Raw genomic sequence first — 17,243 nt, forward strand, 5'->3', positions numbered from 1 at the left:
ATTAACTTTTAAAAGCTATGTTTTTACACCTTTTTTTGTCATACATTTGCAGCCGAATTAAAAGACCTAACTTTTTAAGGTGATTTACATGTTTACAGCGTACTTAAAAACAGCTTTTTTTGCTTTAATCCTAACAGCTTTTGCAACAGCACAAGCACAGGATAACCATGGTGATGTTGATCATCATGAACAGGTGGTTACCGATGGTGGAAAAGTGAATACAAAAGAAGAGATCAAGTCTTATATAGAACACCACTTACAAGACTCTCACGATTTTCATTTATTTTCTTACACAAATGATGCAAATGAGCGCAAGCACATAGGTTTCCCTTTACCGGTTATGGTATGGTCTAGTGCTGGTCCTAAATTTTTCTTATCATCAAAATTTCATCATGATGATAATGCTCAGGTTCTTGTAAAAGAAGGTGACGCTACATTCTTTAAACTACATAGTAAGATTTATGAATTAGAATCTGGTGCTGCGGCAGTAAGTTATGATGGTGATCACCATCCTTCAAATGCTCATAAGGTGTTTGATTTTTCTATTACTAAATCTGTTTTTGGTTTACTAGCAGTAGGTTTAATTATTTTCTTGTTATTCCGTTCTCTAGCCAGACAGTATAAGATTAGAAGTATTCCTACAGGCGTAGGTCGTGTGTTAGAACCTTTAGTTCTTTATGTAAGAGATGAGATTGCACGTCCTAACATAGGAGAGAACAAGTACAGAAAATTCATGCCTTATTTATTAACGGTATTTTTCTTAATCTGGATTTCTAACCTTTTAGGTCTTACACCATTCGGTTTTAACATCACAGGTCAGATCGCTATTACTTCTTGTTTAGCTTTATTTACTTTCTTTATTGTACAATTTAGTGCAAATAAAGATTACTGGAAACACATTTTCTGGATGCCAGATGTACCAGTTTTAATGAAGATAGTCTTGATTCCTATCGAGTTATTAGGAATTTTCACAAAACCTTTCTCTCTGTTGATACGTCTTTTTGCAAACATAACTGCAGGTCACTTTGTTGTGATGAGTCTTATCGCATTAATGATTACACTTAAAGCTCAGTTTGGAGCGGTAGTTTCTACAGGATTATCTGTTGTACTTACTTTATTTATATCAGTTATAGAAGTATTAGTTGCTTTTCTACAAGCATTTATTTTCACCATGTTGTCATCACTATTTATAGGTATGGCAGTTGCAGAGCATGATCATCATGAGCATGCAGGTACAGAAGAAGATGATGTAGATGAAGTAAGAGAACGTTTTATTTAATTTTTTGTTTAATTTTTAATTTCAATAATCATGGAGGGAACTCTTAATTTAATTGGTGCAGGTCTTATCGTAATCGGTGGAGGTCTTGGTCTTGGTCAAATTGGTGGAAAAGCAATGGAAGCTATTGCTCGTCAACCAGAAGCAGCAGGAAAAATCCAAACAGCAATGATCATCATTGGAGCACTTCTTGAAGGGCTTGCATTTGGAGCACTTATCTTAGGTAGTTAATATCTAACGATAACATTTTACAAAAAGAACACTTGCCTGTAACGGTTGGTTACAGGTAGTGTTTTTAAAAATTAAAAATTAGTATTTTAAAGTAGAGTAATGAATTTATTAGAAGATTTTTCACCTGGCTTGTTTTTTATGCAAGCGATCATTTTGATCATTCTTATTGTATTGCTAGGTAAATTTGCCTGGAAACCTATTCTTAGTGCTTTAAGTGAGCGTGAAGAAGGTATAGAAAGCGCTCTCAAAGCTGCCGAAAATGCAAAGCTAGAAATGGCAAGATTAGAAGCTTCTAATGAAGCTGCTGCTCAGGATGCTCGTGCTCAAAGAGATGAGATGCTTAAAGATGCACGTGAAATTAAAGAGCAAATGATAGCAGATGCTGCTGGTCAGGCTCAAGAAAAAGCAGATAATATTATTGCTAGTGCTCAAGAAGCTATAGAATCTGAGAAAAAAGCTGCACTTGCAGATATTAAATCTCAAGTAGCTGACCTTTCTCTAGATATTGCTGAGAAAGTAACTCGTAAAGAGCTTTCTGAGAAAGACGCACAATTAGCACTTATCGATAAAATGCTTGCCGAAGCAAATATTTAGAAACTATGAAATTATCAAGAGCTGCATCACGTTACTCAAAAGCCATTTTATCACTAGCTGTCGATAAGAATGAGGCTGCTGCTGTTAATGAAGATATGAAAAGCATCCTTGTAACTGTTTCTAAAAACAAGGAATTACGTAACTTTTTAGTAAGTCCTATTGTTAAAGATGTTCAAAAACGAGATGGCTTACGTCAGGTATTTAAGGATACTGGTGCTATAACCATGAGTACTTTTGACCTTTTAGTAAGAAACAAACGTACTGATATTCTCCTGGATGTAGCGACAAGTTATATATTACGTTTTGAAGAAATGAATAAACGTGAGATTGCCACGGTTACTACCGCTGTAGAGATCACTGCAGATCTAGAGAAGAAAGTACTGGCAAAGGCTAGGGAACTTGCAGGAAAAGAAGTAACACTTGAAAAAGTTATCGATCCATCTATATTAGGAGGTTTTGTCCTTAGAGTAGGAGATAGAGAGATCAATGCAAGCGTGCAAAATAAATTTGGAGAACTTAAAAGAACGTTCGCCTCAAACTAAAAATATGAATAAAATTAAAGCATTAGTAGTCGTAGTTATAGCATTGGTGACGTTTTCTAACGTAAATGCTCAAGAGGTATATAACGAGGGTAACCTTTCTGAAGCAGAATTAGCTTCTTCGAATATTTATTGGGCTAAGGGATACGTGGTAGATAGTAAAAAAGGCAACTTAGAAGGAAAAATTCAGTTTTTGATCGAAGATGTGAAGTTGAGAAACCCAAATAGTGGAATGGTAGATCTTGATCTGGCAGATTTAGGTAAAAAGGTAACTTTGGCCTATGAGAACAAAAGAGGGAAAACCAAGTACTCGGACTACGGTTCAAAAAAAGGTTTAAAATTTTGTGTCTTTTTAAATGATGAAGAAACTTGTTTCAGAGGTCTTAAGGTAAAAGGTAAAGGTTTAGAGCTTGCAGCTGGAGCTTTGAGCAGTTTGAACTTTGATACCTCAAGATACTATCAAATTGTATCAGAATCAGACGAAGTTTCTCTTTATAAAGAATATGCTTCTGAAAGTAATCAGTTTATCATTAAGATCAGTTCAGATAAAAAAGGTTACATGTTTGACACGAACGACAAACAAAAGAATATTGAAAAGCTGGTTGATTATTTAGATGGTAAAGTAGCTTCATCTGATCTTGAGGATTTGGATTTTACCAGTCTTGAAGATGTTCAGAAATTAATTGAATTGTATAAAAAGCAATAATTTAGAAATAATGGCAGAAGTAAATCCAGCAGAAGTATCTGCAATACTTAAGCAACAATTATCAGGATTTGATGCAACTGCATCTCTTGATGAAGTGGGAACCGTACTTACCGTAGGTGATGGTATCGCACGTGTTTACGGTCTTTCTAACGCACAATATGGAGAACTTGTTTCTTTTGAAAGTGGACTAGAAGGAATCGTTCTTAACCTTGAAGAAGATAACGTAGGTGTTGTACTTCTAGGTAAATCTACAAGTATTAAAGAAGGTGATACTGTAAAACGTACCGAGCGTATTGCTTCCCTTAAAGTAGGTGAAGGAATCGTAGGTCGTGTAGTAAATACACTAGGAGAGCCTATAGATGGTAAAGGTCCTATAGAAGGTGATCTTTATGAGATGCCTCTAGAGCGTAAAGCACCTGGAGTAGTATATCGTGAGCCTGTTACAGAACCTATGCAAACTGGTATCAAATCTATTGATGCGATGATTCCTGTAGGTCGTGGACAGCGTGAGCTTGTAATCGGTGACCGTCAGACTGGTAAATCTACCGTTTGTATAGACACGATTATAAACCAAAAAGAATTTTATGATGCTGGGGAACCGGTATATTGTATATATGTTGCGATAGGACAAAAAGCGTCTAACGTTGCACTTATTTCTAAAGTACTTGAAGAGGCTGGAGCACTTGCTTATACAACTATCGTTGCTGCAAATGCATCTGATCCTGCACCTATGCAAGTATATGCACCGTTTGCTGGAGCAGCGATAGGTGAGTATTTCCGTGATACTGGTCGTCCTGCACTTATTATTTATGATGATTTATCAAAGCAAGCAGTTGCTTACCGTGAGGTATCTCTTTTACTACGTCGTCCACCAGGACGTGAGGCGTATCCTGGAGATGTATTCTTCTTACACTCTAGATTATTAGAGCGTGCTGCAAAGGTTATCAATAATGATGAAATTGCTGCAAGCATGAATGATTTACCAGAAAGTTTAAAGCCTATCGTAAAAGGTGGTGGATCTCTTACGGCACTTCCTATCATTGAAACGCAAGCTGGTGATGTATCTGCATATATCCCAACTAACGTTATTTCTATTACAGATGGACAGATTTTCTTAGATGGTGATTTGTTTAACTCTGGTGTACGTCCAGCAATTAACGTAGGTATCTCGGTATCTCGTGTAGGTGGTAATGCGCAAATCAAATCGATGAAAAAAGTATCTGGTACTTTAAAACTTGATCAAGCAGCTTATCGTGAATTAGAAGCATTTGCAAAATTTGGTTCTGATCTAGATGCAGCTACTTTAAGTATTATCGAAAAAGGTAAGAGAAACGTAGAGATTCTTAAACAAGGTCAAAACAATCCTTACCCTGTTGAAAATCAAATCGCAATTATCTATGCAGGTTCGAAGAACTTGTTAAGAAATGTGCCTATTGAGAAAGTAAAAGAATTTGAAAGAGATTACTTAGAACTTCTTAATGCTAAGCACAGAACTATTCTAGATATTCTTAAAGCTGGAAAGCTTACTGACGAAGTGATTGATACACTTACAGCAGTAGCAAAAGATCTTTCTAGTAGATATTAATACACATGGTCTGAAGTTGTGAGTTAAGACTTATGACTTCAGACTTATGGTATGGTATGATGGGTCTAGAAATAATGTTATATGAAATAGGTCTTTTAACTTTGCTTGTGCTACCGTAAGGTTTACAACTGTTTTAAAGGAAGAAGTACATTATAATATCACTAGACAAGTATTAAGAAGCGGTACATCCATAGGTGCTAACATAAAATAAGCACAACGTGGAGTAAGTACTAAAGATTTTAAAAATAAACTCGGGATCTCGCTCAAAGAGGCTGATGAAACTGAGTACTGGTTACAATTAATAGATGTAGAGATAAAGAAAGTTCTTAAAGAACTTTTAAAAAGAGTAGATGAAATAATGAGATTACTGGTAACAATTATCAAAATTTCATAAGTCAACTTCTCAGAACTCATAAGTCATAAGTCATAAGTAAATCATGGCCAATTTAAAGGAAATAAGAAACAGAATATCGTCAGTATCATCTACTATGCAGATTACCTCTGCAATGAAAATGGTGAGTGCGGCAAAGCTCAAAAAAGCACAAGATGCTATTACTGCTATGCGTCCTTATTCTGATAAGCTTACTGAAATTCTTCAAAGTCTTAGTGCGACTTTGGAAGGTGATGCAGGTAGCAAATTTGCAGAACAACGTGAGGTGAAAAAGGCGCTAGTAGTTGCTATTACTTCTAACCGTGGTCTTGCAGGTGCTTTTAACTCTAACATCATAAAAGAACTGACTCGTTTAAATCAGGAAGAATTAAATGGTGTTGCAGTTTCTTATATGGCTATAGGAAAAAAAGCAAATGATTTTGTAAGTAAAGCATCTCCTGTTCAATCTAATAAAAGTGATTTATTTGATAACATATCTTATGATAATGTTGCCGTAATCGCTGAAGAGTTGATGGACCTATTTGTTACTGGTGAGTTTGATAAAATCGTTATAGTTTATAATAGTTTTAAAAATGCTGCTACTCAAATAGTCAGAACTGAAGATTTCTTACCTCTTAAGCCAGTAGCTAAAGATGAAGAAGCTATTCAAGAGCAAAAAGAATTAGACTATATTTTTGAGCCTTCTAAGGAAGAAATCATTGAAGAGTTAATACCTAAGTCGTTAAAAATGCAATTGTACAAAGGAGTGCGTGATTCTTGGGCTAGTGAGCACGGTGCACGTATGACTGCTATGCACAAAGCAACTGATAATGCAACAGAATTGAGAGATCAATTAAAACTTACTTATAACAAAGCGCGCCAGGCTGCCATTACTAACGAGATTCTTGAGATCGTAGGTGGTGCAGAAGCTTTGAATAATTAATCAACTATTTCCGCGAAGGCAGAAATCTTTATAAATTCATCAAGATTATATAAAACCCTTTCAGTATTTCTGAAAGGGTTTTTTGATGCTTAATAACTCGAGTTCTAAATTTCATAAAATTTTCATGTAACATTTTGATGATTTTGTATCTAAAGGATAATCATTAAAATTTTAATCATGAAATTATTAATTAAACTATCATTAGTCACTCTTTTATTACTTGTTCAACAAGTTAGTGCTCAATTAGTGAGTATAAGCCCTACCGTTACTGGTAGTGGTAATCCAGTACTGTTTCTTCCAGGTTTTGCAAGTAATGCAAGTGTATGGGACGTAACAGTAAATCAATTTTCTAAAACAAATCAATGTCATGTCATTGATTATGCCGGATTTGGAAAAGTAGATCCTATAGAATTCCCTTGGTTAACGACTATTTTAGAAGACCTCAAAACGTATATAAAAACCTTAGATAATCCTAATCTTGTTATTGTAGGTCACAGCATGGGCGGCACAATAGCTACATGGCTCGCCTCGCAGTCAGATGTAAAAATCAAAGAAATTATCATAGTAGATGGGTTGTCATGTACTGGAGCTTTAATGTTTCCTAATTTCGCACCAGAGAGCATGATCTATGACAGTCCTCATAATCAAAACATGCTGACTATGTACGATACTGCCTTTGAGCAAATGGCTATAGGAATGGCACAAGGAATGGTTGCCTCCTCTTTACACCAGCTTCAAATTAAGGAGAGTATACTCAACTGTGATCGCAAAACTTATGTATATGGTTTTACAGATTATTTAAAACTAGATGTCAGACCTCTATTAAACAAGATTACTGTACCAGTCACTATTCTTGGAGCTGGTAAACTATATGGGGTAGAAGGAGCTACTCAAACTTATAAAAATCAATATAAAAATCTAAGCAGTTATAATTTAATTGTTAATAAGGATGCGATGCACTTCATAATGTTAGATGCTCCTATCTGGTTTCAAAAGCAACTCCAACTTATATTAGTCTAATGAATAAATATTCTAAAATAGATTTTGAAAAACTCTACAGAGAGCAGTATAATAAAGTACTACGGCTATGCATGGGATATGTGCAAGGCGACGAGCATCTAGCAAAGGATTTGCTGCAAGAGGTTTTTATCAAAGTATGGCAGCATTGGGATAATTTTAAAGGTGGTTCACAAAGATCTACCTGGCTATATCGCATAACAGTAAATACCTGTTTACAACAATTACGTACGGACCAGAAATATATTAAAACCTCTATAGAAATATTAGATAAAGATACTTCTGTTTCTGAGTCCATAGATAAAGAACAACAGTTTAAAAGCCTTTATTCTTGTATTTATCAATTATCAAAAGAAAATCAATCGATTATTTTACTAGAGTTAGAAGGAATCCCACAGAAAGAAATTGCCCTAATCATAGGAATAGAACATAATGCTCTTAGGACACGGTTAAATCGTATAAAATCAACATTAACTAAATGTGTAAACAATGAAAACATTTGAAGAAATACAAAACTCGTGGTCACAGAATAAAGAACCCATAGATGAGGCTCTTTTATTAGCTATATCTAATCGTGTAAATCGCTTAAAAAACAAAAATAGAATCACTACTGCCGTTTTGATAGCTACAGCTGCTCTTCTTGTCACTTGCCTTATTAGAGTAGATTATACAGCGCCTGTGAGCTTTTATGTGGGTTTATTTTTAATGATAGGATCAGTAGGTTATCGAGTGATCGTCGAGATTATCTTTACTCAAAAATTATCTAAAATAGCACTAGATAATTCTTATTACAATTATAAGAGCGCAATAGAGAAATACTACTGCTCTAGGTTAGTATTACACAAAGTATGGACTCCTATCATTCTTGTTATTTATTGGACAGGGTTTGTCATCCTTATACCTACTTTTAAAGAGAATTTAACTCATTTTTGGTTCAATTACACTTGCATATCTAGTGTTCCCATTGCGATAGGGATGCTGTTCTTTATTAGATATCATATCAAAAAAGAACATCTTATTCTTAATAAATTATATGAAGAGACTTCCATTTCATAGGTGTGAATGTAGTGTATAGTTGATAATAGTTCCGCTTTCGCGAAAGCGGAACCATCAACTAATATTTCCCTACCCTTCTGGCTGTGCACGCCATTTTAAGATATTCTTACAGTAGAAGAATATGAATAATACTCCAGCCGCAAATAAAGCATAACTCCAGTAAATGTCTAAATAGTCCATGATAGTAATACATTGATCATAAGTATGATAGTTACACCAGTCGTTTTGATGTGTATCGATGATAGCTAATATCAATAAAACATAAGGAACGAACCCTACTATGCTAATGTTTATAAAAATAGAACCTACTAGTTTATTTACTTTAGAGAGTCCTAGAAGAGCTACTGCAAGTATTAATGTGCCTAATATTAGGGTGAAGTACATAACAAAATACTGTGTCATCGAGCTGTAATCAATTACAAAACCTAAAAATGCTGCTATCAGACCTATTAAGATCATGAGTAATACACTAGCTACTATAGAAATTAATAAAGATTTTAAACTAGTAGTTCTGAAAATAAAGACAATACACGAAAAGAAAAATGCCATCCATAAAAAGATATGTATGGTACCTTCAAATATGTTAGTCGTTTTAATCTCATCTATGTTTTTGAAAGACTGCTTTAAAGAATTACTATCCAAGTAATACGTGTGAGACTTCAAAGATTTTTCATGAAGAACAAATTCATTATCTTCTGTATAAGAAATTCTAGGAGTGTAAGGATAGGAATTTTGATTAATTATTTTCTTAACCTCATAAGGGCTTTCTGTATAAGCGATTTCTAGCCAGGACTCGGTCGTTAAATTATGCGATAGGCTATAATCACCTGCCAGTTCTATAAAATCACCCAGTAATTTATTATAGCTTTCCTTATTTTGTAGACTTATAAAAGCCTGGTGGTTTTCTATGAAGTCTTTTTGCTTCTTTGTAATCTTAGTAAATGGATTATAATCATTCCTATATTTATAATCATAAGAACTGTACTCACCTTCTTCATTATTATAAAAAAGCTTATTGTAATTATAATAACTAGGAGCGCTAGTTTTTAAATACAGATTTACATCTATGACTTCATCCTTAAAATAAAAGATTTTTTTATCCTCTATAGTTTCATTTAGTATATTGCCAGTAACGTCATTAGGGTCAACAGATTTATCAAATGGATAAGTCTGTTTTCTTATACTATAGAACTGATAATAATTATCTTTAAAGTTAAAATAAGGTTGGTCCATTTCTACTCTACTTTGTGCGGTAACACAGTATAACTTATCAAAAGGACTAGGATTTCTTAATTGGTCTAATTCATAATTAGATAGATCGTGAGTAAAAAAAGGTGCTGTAGCATTAGCCAGTGCTATATCCTTTTCCATGCGTACATCATTATACGTTAATGTGACATAGGTTTGCATACCTAGAGTATAAGAATAGTAAAAAGTAGTTGCAGCTATAAAAATAATAAAATAGCTGGCATACTGTTTAAATAGTTTAATCCTGCTATTGGGATAGAAATTCTTAACAGCATTATTTCTAAATAATGAAATGAGCCATAATACGAGTAGCAATATACTTACCATTACAGAGATAAGAATAACCCCATTATTAAAAAAGTTTTCTATCGCGCTATACCTTTGTAGAGACTCTGGATTCATGAGCGCCACACAACCCATTAAATAGAATAAGAAGTGTAAAATAAGAGAAACGGCTAGCATCCATACTATCTTAGTATTCCATAGCGAGGGATGATTTTCTAAAAGCGCTTGGTTTTTTGCGGTTATAAATTTTTTCATGAATTGATTGTATTAAGAAACAAAGAATCTTCTCGTAGAACTCGAGATGTTACGTAGGTAAGTAACATTAATTTGGGCAGCACCTAGAGCGTAGAGCACACGATAGAATTGTGTTTCTCCAGTAAAATAAGCCAGGTAAACACCACCGTTATAGACTAGCTTTTCAATAGGTAAATTTTCAAACGCTTTTTTAATCGCTTCTCTATCGCTGGTGCTATCTATTTCTATAATTAATTGATCGATAGCTGCACCATTACTAGTTGCGTCGTTATCTGTATACTGACCATTTTTAAGATAGATGACTTTATCAGATACTTTTTCTACCTCATACAACTGCTGTGAACTTAAAATTAAAGCAATAGGATTCACTACCGAGTTGCATATAGATTTTAAATCTTCTAGAACTACCTGCTGCGCTAGTACATCTAGATTTGCTAGCGGCTCATCTAATAGCATGACCTCTGGTTTGCGCAGTAACGTTCTAGCCAGTTCAAATCGCATTTTATAACCAGAAGAGAGTTCACTCCATTTAAGCTGTTTGTAATTCCATAGACCTAGTCTAGCAATCATCATGAGAACACGCGTCTCATTTTCCTCTGGAGCAACACCGTAATTAGAAAGAACAAATTTGAGATTATCCTTAAGACTACCGTACCAGGTTGCTGTGCGTTGCGGTATGTAAACTAATTTTGCACGCAGGTCATAGTCAGAGGTAATATTTTCCTTAAACCCATAGTTCAATGAACCACTCGTATTATTAAGCTCTCTAGCTAGAATGCGCAATAAAGTAGTTTTACCATTACCATTTTCTCCTACCAGACCATAAATATGTCCTTTTTTAATATCTATGGAAACCGGTCCTAAGTGAAAACTGTTTGTGCCATAGGTTTTAGTAATGTCACTAGCTGTAATTACAGGACCATGTGTAGATGCAGGTTCTACCTTTTTAGTTTGTAAAAGACTCAAAACCTCCATAGATCTAGAGATTAATCCGGTCTCATCATTTATATAATGTTCCTTCCAGTCGGTAAGAGCAATCATCTTTTTATAGATGTCCATATCTTGAGTGTCCATGGCACAATCCATAAGCTTGCGATAGCCTAGAACAGTATCCTTATTATCAAAGAAGCTCTTTACTTCTTGAAGTCTTTGGTGGTATAATGACATATTTCTGGTAGGTTTAATTATATCTAACGCAATTTAAGTAAGTTATGATATAATGTTTTTAAGATTTGTTCCGCTTTCGCGAAAGCGGAATCCAAAAAAAAAACAGAACTTCAATCCTGCTTTTATAAATTTAAAATAAAATTTAAGTTCTAATAATTCCTCTCCACAAGTTCCATAAAACGGTCTGCATAAGCATCTTTTCCTTCCCAATTATTGTAATCTGGTTTTACCATAGTATTGATAAAACTGTAGGCATCGTTAAAAGTAGTCATGGTATTGAGCTGCGATATCACGCGATTAAAATCTTGATCGCTGCCATTAAATAGGTGTTTAATAAAACCTAGACGATCATTCATACCAAATTTTAATCCTTTATGAAGCCTATCATTTAATGAAAGTGGTTTCTCGTCTGCTTTGGCATCGTTAATTTTACGTTCAAAAACAGGTATAGTTTGAAAATCTGCAGTGATTTCTTCTAGATCATTTTTGGTATATTTTCTAGGATCGTTAATTTCTATAGGAGGCAATTTTTCTTCTACAGTTTCCTTTTTTTCAAACTCAGGTATTTTGATCTCTGTAGGAACCGCATAAGGAGTCTTCTCGCCCGTTAGATCTATCTTTGCGCTAGTTTCTGGAACTTCATCTGGCATTTCTTCTACCATTTTACTTATGGTAGAAATTCCTGGTAGTTCCATTTCTTCTCTTGTATCCTCAACGGCGGGCATAAAAAGATCACTCAGGTCATTATTTTTAAAAGCCTCAGCAACATCCTCTTGGGTTTGTTCCATTACATGATCTACCTCACTAGTAATACTGTTAACATTTCCCTTAGTTTCAGCATAAGCTTGAGAAAGCCTACGCTCTATTTCGGCATCTCCAGCGGTAGGTTCAATACCAGCAAAGTGTTTTTCAATAAAGGAAAGAACCGTTAGCTTCTCATACAGTTCTTTTGCGATGACCTGTAATTCGTTAACATCTTCTTTATTTTTAAGTTGTAGGATGCGGTGTGCTAGGCTGGTAAGATCTGCTGCTATTTTCTTTTTCATAATGGGATTATTGCCGCTCGTTTATTTGTATTTTTGAATTCTAGAATGAGGAAAAAGCCCTCATTTATTAACGCATGTAAATTACAAAATGTTTCTAGAAAATACCGTTAATCATGAAGAGCAATTCGGCTGGATCGAGGTAATTTGTGGATCCATGTTCTCTGGTAAGACAGAAGAGCTTATAAGACGTTTAAAAAGAGCGCAGTTTGCACAGCAAAAAGTAGAGATTTTTAAACCTGCCATAGATGTGCGTTATGATGAGGAGATGGTGGTATCTCACGATTCTAACGAGATTCAAAGTACACCAGTTCCTGCAGCTGCAAATATTCCATTACTAGCAAACGACTGTCAGGTAGTAGGAATAGATGAGGCTCAATTCTTTGATGATGAGATAGTAGCAGTGTGTAACGCACTGGCTAATCGTGGTATAAGAGTTATCGTTGCTGGACTAGATATGGACTTTAAAGGGAATCCATTCGGCCCTATGCCAGCTCTTATGGCAACAGCAGAGTATGTTACTAAAGTGCACGCAGTATGCACTAAAACCGGTAACCTTGCTCAATATTCTCACCGCAAAACTGCAGACGAAGACGTGGTCATGATAGGTGAAAAACAAGAGTATGAACCCTTAAGTCGCGCAGCATATTATAAAGCGATGATAGAAAGTAAGGTGAAGCAAAATGATGAAGATGAAGATCAATCACGTAAAAAATAAAAATTTATTATAACATGCAACCAAAAGGCACGAGGCTAGAAGTGAATCTTAATGCCTTAGAGCATAATTTCCACTTTTTACGCAGCAAATTAGACCACGGCACAAAATTTATATCGGTCGTTAAGGCAAACGCCTACGGTCATGGTATGGTAGAAGTGGCACAAAAATTACAAGAATTAGGTACAGATTATTTTGCCACTGCTTATGTAGAAGAAGCAGTAGAGTTAAGAAATAATAATATAGTTACACCTATTTTAGTTTTGCATGCACAGCAACATAATTTAGAGATATGTATAGATCGCTGTCTAGAACCAGTTATTTATAGTGTAGAGATGCTGGATACTTTTACCGCTTTCGCGAAAGCAAAAAAACAACAAGCTTATCCCATACATATAGAATTCAATACAGGATTGAACCGTATAGGAATAGATGCAGTAGATCTAGATAAAGTACTAGATAAAATAAAGTCATCTCCCGAAATAAAAATAAGAGGACTACAATCGCACCTCGCAGCTAGTGAAGATTTAAATGAAGAGGCGTTTACTAATAAACAAATTTTACTCTTTGAAAAACTAGCAGATAGAATGCAAGATGAACTAGGTTATGAGATTCTTAAACATGAATCAAATACTAGTGGCATACTCAATTTTAAGAGGGCGCATTTTACTATGGTACGTTCTGGAATAGGTCTTTATGGTTTTGGTAATGATAAAAAATTTGATAAGCATTTAAAACCCATAGGTACTTTAATCTCTAACATCTCACAAATTAGAACCATAGAAGCTGGAGAAACGGTGAGTTACAACCGCATGTTTGTGGCAAAGGATCGCACTACTTATGCAGTAGTAGCGATAGGTCATGGCGACGGTATTAACCGTATTTATGGTTATGGAAAATTAAAAATTCAAGTGAATGGACGTGCAGCACCTACATTAGGTATTATATGTATGGATATGTTAATGATAGATATTACTGGTATAGAAGCAACCGTAGGTGACGAGGTTATCATTTTTGATCCAGAAGTGCATACCTCTAGGCAAATGGCCGAAGATGCTGGTACCATATCATATGAATTACTTACCGGAATCCAGAAACGCGTAAAACGTATTTATCTAAGCAATTAATCGATGATAGGTGTATAATATCTGACTTCTCTTCCTAGATCTATCTATTTTTTTTATCCTAAGTTTTTGTTAAGACAATTAAATAAATTACATTAGCCTTATAATTTTAACTAAATAATCAAAAAGATGCTTAAAGAATTTAAAGATTTTATCATGACAGGTAATGTTGTGGACCTTGCCATAGCAGTTATACTTGCAGGTGCAGTTAGTGCGGTAGTAAAAGGATTTGTAAACTTAATCATGATGCCTATTATAGGTCATTTCTCTGGTGGAGTAGACTTCAAAGATATGAAGATAGTGCTAGCTGAGGCGATAGTAGGAGCAGATGGTGTAGTCACTAAACCAGAAAACGCTATTTTATATGGTGCATGGATAAACACTATTATCTCTTTAGTAATCGTAGGATTTGTACTTTTCTTAATCGTTAAAGCATATAATAAAGCAAGAAAACCTAAAGAAGCTCCAGCACCAGCAGGACCTTCAGCTGAAGAAAAATTACTTGCAGAGATACGTGATGCTATCAAAACGCAAAAATAATATAGGTTTTTAACCTACTATTAAACCGCCTTATTGTACGATAAGGCGGTTTTTTTGTGCTTAATATATAGGTTATTGAGTCCTATTTGTTAAATATTAAACATTTTGTGCAAAATTGAAAATATTGAATAATTGTATGGTTAAGAAGGTCTGACTACATACTTTTACTCCCTAAATTTAAAATAATGAAAATAGCTGTAGTAGGCGTTACCGGTATGGTAGGCCAGGTCATGCTGCGTATCCTTGAAGAACGCAACCTAAATGTTTCAACTCTTATACCAGTTGCCTCACAAAAATCTGTTGGTACTGAGGTTACCTTTAAGAATAAACAGTATAAGGTAGTAAGTATGCAACAGGCTATTGAGATGAAACCAGACATAGCTCTGTTTTCTGCCGGTGGTTCTGTGAGTTTAGAATTTGCTCCACAGTTTGCTGCAGTAGGAACAACCGTTATAGATAATTCTAGTGCTTTTAGAATGGATGCAGATAGGAAACTTATCGTTCCAGAAATAAATGCTACTTCTCTTACTAAGGAAGATAAAATTATCGCAAATCCTAATTGTTCAACTATACAGATGGTGGCTGCTATGTCTCCTCTTCATAAGCAATACGGTATAAAAAGATTAGTTATCTCTACATACCAGTCCATCACTGGTACTGGTGTAAAAGCAGTGGAACAACTAGAAAATGAATTTCAAGGTAAAAAAGGTCCTATGGCTTATCCTTACCAGATTCATAAAAATGCAATTCCTCACTGTGACGTGTTTGAAGAAAACGGATACACAAAAGAAGAAATGAAACTAGTTAATGAAACTCAAAAAATCCTAGATGATAGAACCATCGCAGTAACTGCAACTGCGGTACGTATTCCTGTAGTAGGTGGGCATTCAGAGAGTGTGAATGTAGAATTTAGAAATGCATTTGATGAGTCGGCTGTAAGAAGATTATTATCTGAAACCTCTGGGATTACAGTACAAGATAATGTAGATGTAAACGTATATCCCATGCCTTTAATGGCACATGGTAAAGATGACGTCTTTGTAGGCCGTATAAGAAGGGACTATTCTCAAGAAAATACTATTAATATGTGGATCGTGTCAGATAATCTTAGAAAAGGTGCTGCGACTAACGCTGTTCAAATCGCAGAGTATCTTATAGCAAACGATTTAGTTTAAAAAGACATTCTTTAAACAAGCCAGTGATTATTTTTATCTAACTTTACGTGTCTAAATCATTATAAGTTATGTTTAAAAAAATGCTCACTGGTTTTTTAGTATCCTCTTGTTTTGTAGTCCATGCACAATTCTGGACAGAAAAGTCTTCTGGATTCACAAATAACCTTATTGGCTTAAATAGATTCCATGTAGTAGATGAAAATGTAGCATGGGCTATTGCTTATGATGGTGTGAATACTATAAATAATGTACAACAGTTTTCTAAAACAGAGGACTCTGGTAGTACCTGGACTGCAGGTTCCTTTGACCTAGGAGATACTGGTTTAGGTATTTCTGATGTGAGTGGTGTAGATGGTACTACAGCTTTTGTAGCTGCTCACCCTAGGCAGGCAAGACAACAAGGTGGTATTTGGAAAACTATAGACGCAGGTATCACATGGACCCAACAGACTGGCGCAGCTTTTAATTCTGCTACGAGTTTTCCTAATGTAGTTCATTATTTTGACGCAAATAACGGTCTTGCTATAGGAGATCCAGCAAATGGATATTGGGAGATTTATCGCTCTAATGATGGAGGTGCCACATATACCAGGATACCTTCTTCAAGTTTACCTAGTCCATTAAGTAATGAGACAGGATTTTTAGCACAATTTGCCTATTCAGGAAATAGTATATGGTTTACCACCAGTGCAGGACGTATCGTTCATTCTGCAGATAGAGGTGTGAGCTGGAGTGTGTATCAATCTCCATTGAGCAATTTTGGTGGGACAACTATTTTTGGAGATATTTCTTTTGCCACTGCAACTAGAGGTGTTATCCAAGATAATTCAGGAAATTTATATCGATCTACAGATGCAGGAGCAAACTGGAGTACTATAGTTTTATCAGGTACCGGTGCACCTTATGGCGGTGCTATTACATACATCCCTAATACTACTAGTATGGTAAGTACAGGAGGAGAAGTGAGTTTTGCTGGTAGTTCTTACTCTCGTGATGATGGTGTTACATGGATTAATATCGATACAGATCAACATGTGGATAATGTCTTTTTTAATACCACAGTAGGTTATAGCGGTAGTTTTAGTAACGCAACTACTAGTCAAGGTGTATTTATTTACACAGAAAATGTCTTGAGTGAAAATTCTATAGAAGATAGATTTGACTTGATTTTAGTTCATAATACTGTTCAAGAACAGCTAGAAATCACCACAGATCAAAATATATTAAGTACTGATATATATGATTTACATGGTCGTCTGATAACTACCTCTACAAGTGCTATCATAAACACTAATCAATTGAAGTCTGGAATCTATTTAGCTCAAATCACTACAGATTTAGGTAAAAGAACTTCTAAATTTATAAAACAATAGT

The 17,243-nt window shown here is 35.0% G+C and carries 18 protein-coding genes and 1 pseudogene; 16 read left to right on the forward strand and 3 right to left on the reverse strand.

Annotated elements, in window-relative coordinates; translation table 11 throughout:
- Positions 1 to 88 precede the first annotated feature (88 nt).
- The 11 genes and pseudogenes from atpB to Q0838_RS09590 all read left to right on the forward strand — a co-directional run bounded on the left by atpB (position 89) and on the right by Q0838_RS09590 (position 8,317).
- Positions 89 to 1,279 (forward strand): F0F1 ATP synthase subunit A, encoded by a 1,191-nt coding sequence (atpB, locus tag Q0838_RS09540; protein WP_298954068.1) that lies wholly within the window; start codon positions 89 to 91, stop codon positions 1,277 to 1,279.
- Positions 1,280 to 1,309: 30 nt separating this feature from the next.
- A complete protein-coding gene (atpE, locus tag Q0838_RS09545; RefSeq protein ID WP_298954070.1) occupies positions 1,310 to 1,507 on the forward strand; it encodes an ATP synthase F0 subunit C in 198 nt (65 codons plus the stop codon).
- 99 nt (positions 1,508 to 1,606) lie between these two features.
- Positions 1,607 to 2,101: a F0F1 ATP synthase subunit B gene (locus tag Q0838_RS09550; protein ID WP_298954072.1), complete on the forward strand. Its 495-nt coding sequence runs from the start codon at positions 1,607 to 1,609 to the stop codon at positions 2,099 to 2,101.
- Positions 2,102 to 2,106: 5 nt separating this feature from the next.
- A complete protein-coding gene (gene atpH / locus Q0838_RS09555) occupies positions 2,107 to 2,643 on the forward strand; it encodes an ATP synthase F1 subunit delta (RefSeq protein ID WP_298954074.1) in 537 nt (178 codons plus the stop codon).
- A 4-nt stretch (positions 2,644 to 2,647) separates the two neighbouring features.
- Positions 2,648 to 3,346: a hypothetical protein gene (locus Q0838_RS09560; RefSeq protein WP_298954077.1), complete on the forward strand. Its 699-nt coding sequence runs from the start codon at positions 2,648 to 2,650 to the stop codon at positions 3,344 to 3,346.
- 10 nt (positions 3,347 to 3,356) lie between these two features.
- A complete protein-coding gene (atpA, locus tag Q0838_RS09565; protein WP_298954080.1) occupies positions 3,357 to 4,931 on the forward strand; it encodes a F0F1 ATP synthase subunit alpha in 1,575 nt (524 codons plus the stop codon).
- Positions 4,932 to 5,031: 100 nt separating this feature from the next.
- A pseudogene (locus Q0838_RS09570) lies at positions 5,032 to 5,325 on the forward strand (four helix bundle protein); the annotation flags it as partial.
- A 43-nt stretch (positions 5,326 to 5,368) separates the two neighbouring features.
- Positions 5,369 to 6,244: an ATP synthase F1 subunit gamma gene (gene atpG / locus Q0838_RS09575; RefSeq protein WP_298954083.1), complete on the forward strand. Its 876-nt coding sequence runs from the start codon at positions 5,369 to 5,371 to the stop codon at positions 6,242 to 6,244.
- Between the two features lie 177 nt (positions 6,245 to 6,421).
- On the forward strand, positions 6,422 to 7,264 hold the full coding sequence (locus tag Q0838_RS09580; RefSeq protein WP_298954085.1) for an alpha/beta hydrolase: 843 nt from the start codon (positions 6,422 to 6,424) through the stop codon (positions 7,262 to 7,264).
- On the forward strand, positions 7,264 to 7,764 hold the full coding sequence (locus Q0838_RS09585; protein ID WP_298954087.1) for an RNA polymerase sigma factor: 501 nt from the start codon (positions 7,264 to 7,266) through the stop codon (positions 7,762 to 7,764). Before Q0838_RS09580 ends, Q0838_RS09585 begins: the two co-directional genes overlap by 1 nt.
- Positions 7,751 to 8,317, forward strand: a complete 567-nt coding sequence (locus Q0838_RS09590) for a hypothetical protein (protein WP_298954089.1) — start codon at positions 7,751 to 7,753, stop codon at positions 8,315 to 8,317. The genes Q0838_RS09585 and Q0838_RS09590 overlap by 14 nt, the downstream gene beginning before the upstream one ends.
- 69 nt (positions 8,318 to 8,386) lie before the next feature.
- Here Q0838_RS09590 and Q0838_RS09595 read toward each other — a convergent pair whose 3' ends face one another.
- The 3 genes from Q0838_RS09595 to Q0838_RS09605 form a co-directional block, all read right to left on the reverse strand.
- The gene (locus Q0838_RS09595) at positions 8,387 to 10,105 is read right to left on the reverse strand and encodes a hypothetical protein (RefSeq protein WP_298954092.1); all 1,719 of its coding nucleotides are present in this window, start codon (positions 10,103 to 10,105) and stop codon (positions 8,387 to 8,389) included.
- A gap of 12 nt (positions 10,106 to 10,117) precedes the next feature.
- On the reverse strand, positions 10,118 to 11,272 hold the full coding sequence (locus tag Q0838_RS09600) for an ATP-binding cassette domain-containing protein (protein WP_298954093.1): 1,155 nt from the start codon (positions 11,270 to 11,272) through the stop codon (positions 10,118 to 10,120).
- Positions 11,273 to 11,421: 149 nt separating this feature from the next.
- Positions 11,422 to 12,318 (reverse strand): hypothetical protein, encoded by an 897-nt coding sequence (locus Q0838_RS09605; protein WP_298954095.1) that lies wholly within the window; start codon positions 12,316 to 12,318, stop codon positions 11,422 to 11,424.
- An 88-nt stretch (positions 12,319 to 12,406) separates the two neighbouring features.
- Here Q0838_RS09605 and Q0838_RS09610 point away from each other — a divergent pair, with 88 nt between their 5' ends.
- From Q0838_RS09610 to Q0838_RS09630, 5 genes are all read left to right on the forward strand, one after another.
- Complete coding sequence (locus Q0838_RS09610; RefSeq protein WP_298954098.1) at positions 12,407 to 13,033, forward strand: thymidine kinase; 627 nt, start codon at positions 12,407 to 12,409, stop codon at positions 13,031 to 13,033.
- A gap of 14 nt (positions 13,034 to 13,047) precedes the next feature.
- The gene (gene alr, locus Q0838_RS09615) at positions 13,048 to 14,157 is read left to right on the forward strand and encodes an alanine racemase (protein WP_298954100.1); all 1,110 of its coding nucleotides are present in this window, start codon (positions 13,048 to 13,050) and stop codon (positions 14,155 to 14,157) included.
- Positions 14,158 to 14,283: 126 nt separating this feature from the next.
- On the forward strand, positions 14,284 to 14,694 hold the full coding sequence (gene mscL, locus Q0838_RS09620) for a large conductance mechanosensitive channel protein MscL (protein ID WP_298954102.1): 411 nt from the start codon (positions 14,284 to 14,286) through the stop codon (positions 14,692 to 14,694).
- Between the two features lie 185 nt (positions 14,695 to 14,879).
- Positions 14,880 to 15,869: an aspartate-semialdehyde dehydrogenase gene (locus tag Q0838_RS09625; RefSeq protein ID WP_298954105.1), complete on the forward strand. Its 990-nt coding sequence runs from the start codon at positions 14,880 to 14,882 to the stop codon at positions 15,867 to 15,869.
- Between the two features lie 68 nt (positions 15,870 to 15,937).
- A complete protein-coding gene (locus Q0838_RS09630; protein WP_298954108.1) occupies positions 15,938 to 17,242 on the forward strand; it encodes a T9SS type A sorting domain-containing protein in 1,305 nt (434 codons plus the stop codon).
- The last annotated feature ends 1 nt before the right edge of the window (position 17,243 follow it).

This window comes from uncultured Nonlabens sp., assembly GCF_947495285.1.
In the GTDB taxonomy this organism is placed as follows: Bacteria; Bacteroidota; Bacteroidia; order Flavobacteriales; family Flavobacteriaceae; genus Nonlabens.

Coding starts and splice junctions, on each gene's coding strand:
- atpH (WP_298954074.1), top strand. CDS start 2,107: ATGAAATTATCAAGAGCTGCATCACGTTACTCAAAAGCCATTTTATCA.
- Q0838_RS09605 (WP_298954095.1), bottom strand. CDS start 12,318: ATGAAAAAGAAAATAGCAGCAGATCTTACCAGCCTAGCACACCGCATC.
- Q0838_RS09590 (WP_298954089.1), top strand. CDS start 7,751: ATGAAAACATTTGAAGAAATACAAAACTCGTGGTCACAGAATAAAGAA.
- Q0838_RS09625 (WP_298954105.1), top strand. CDS start 14,880: ATGAAAATAGCTGTAGTAGGCGTTACCGGTATGGTAGGCCAGGTCATG.
- atpG (WP_298954083.1), top strand. CDS start 5,369: ATGGCCAATTTAAAGGAAATAAGAAACAGAATATCGTCAGTATCATCT.
- atpB (WP_298954068.1), top strand. CDS start 89: ATGTTTACAGCGTACTTAAAAACAGCTTTTTTTGCTTTAATCCTAACA.
- atpE (WP_298954070.1), top strand. CDS start 1,310: ATGGAGGGAACTCTTAATTTAATTGGTGCAGGTCTTATCGTAATCGGT.
- Q0838_RS09600 (WP_298954093.1), bottom strand. CDS start 11,272: ATGTCATTATACCACCAAAGACTTCAAGAAGTAAAGAGCTTCTTTGAT.
- alr (WP_298954100.1), top strand. CDS start 13,048: ATGCAACCAAAAGGCACGAGGCTAGAAGTGAATCTTAATGCCTTAGAG.
- Q0838_RS09630 (WP_298954108.1), top strand. CDS start 15,938: ATGTTTAAAAAAATGCTCACTGGTTTTTTAGTATCCTCTTGTTTTGTA.
- atpA (WP_298954080.1), top strand. CDS start 3,357: ATGGCAGAAGTAAATCCAGCAGAAGTATCTGCAATACTTAAGCAACAA.
- Q0838_RS09580 (WP_298954085.1), top strand. CDS start 6,422: ATGAAATTATTAATTAAACTATCATTAGTCACTCTTTTATTACTTGTT.
- Q0838_RS09610 (WP_298954098.1), top strand. CDS start 12,407: ATGTTTCTAGAAAATACCGTTAATCATGAAGAGCAATTCGGCTGGATC.
- Q0838_RS09595 (WP_298954092.1), bottom strand. CDS start 10,105: ATGAAAAAATTTATAACCGCAAAAAACCAAGCGCTTTTAGAAAATCAT.
- Q0838_RS09585 (WP_298954087.1), top strand. CDS start 7,264: ATGAATAAATATTCTAAAATAGATTTTGAAAAACTCTACAGAGAGCAG.
- Q0838_RS09550 (WP_298954072.1), top strand. CDS start 1,607: ATGAATTTATTAGAAGATTTTTCACCTGGCTTGTTTTTTATGCAAGCG.
- Q0838_RS09560 (WP_298954077.1), top strand. CDS start 2,648: ATGAATAAAATTAAAGCATTAGTAGTCGTAGTTATAGCATTGGTGACG.
- mscL (WP_298954102.1), top strand. CDS start 14,284: ATGCTTAAAGAATTTAAAGATTTTATCATGACAGGTAATGTTGTGGAC.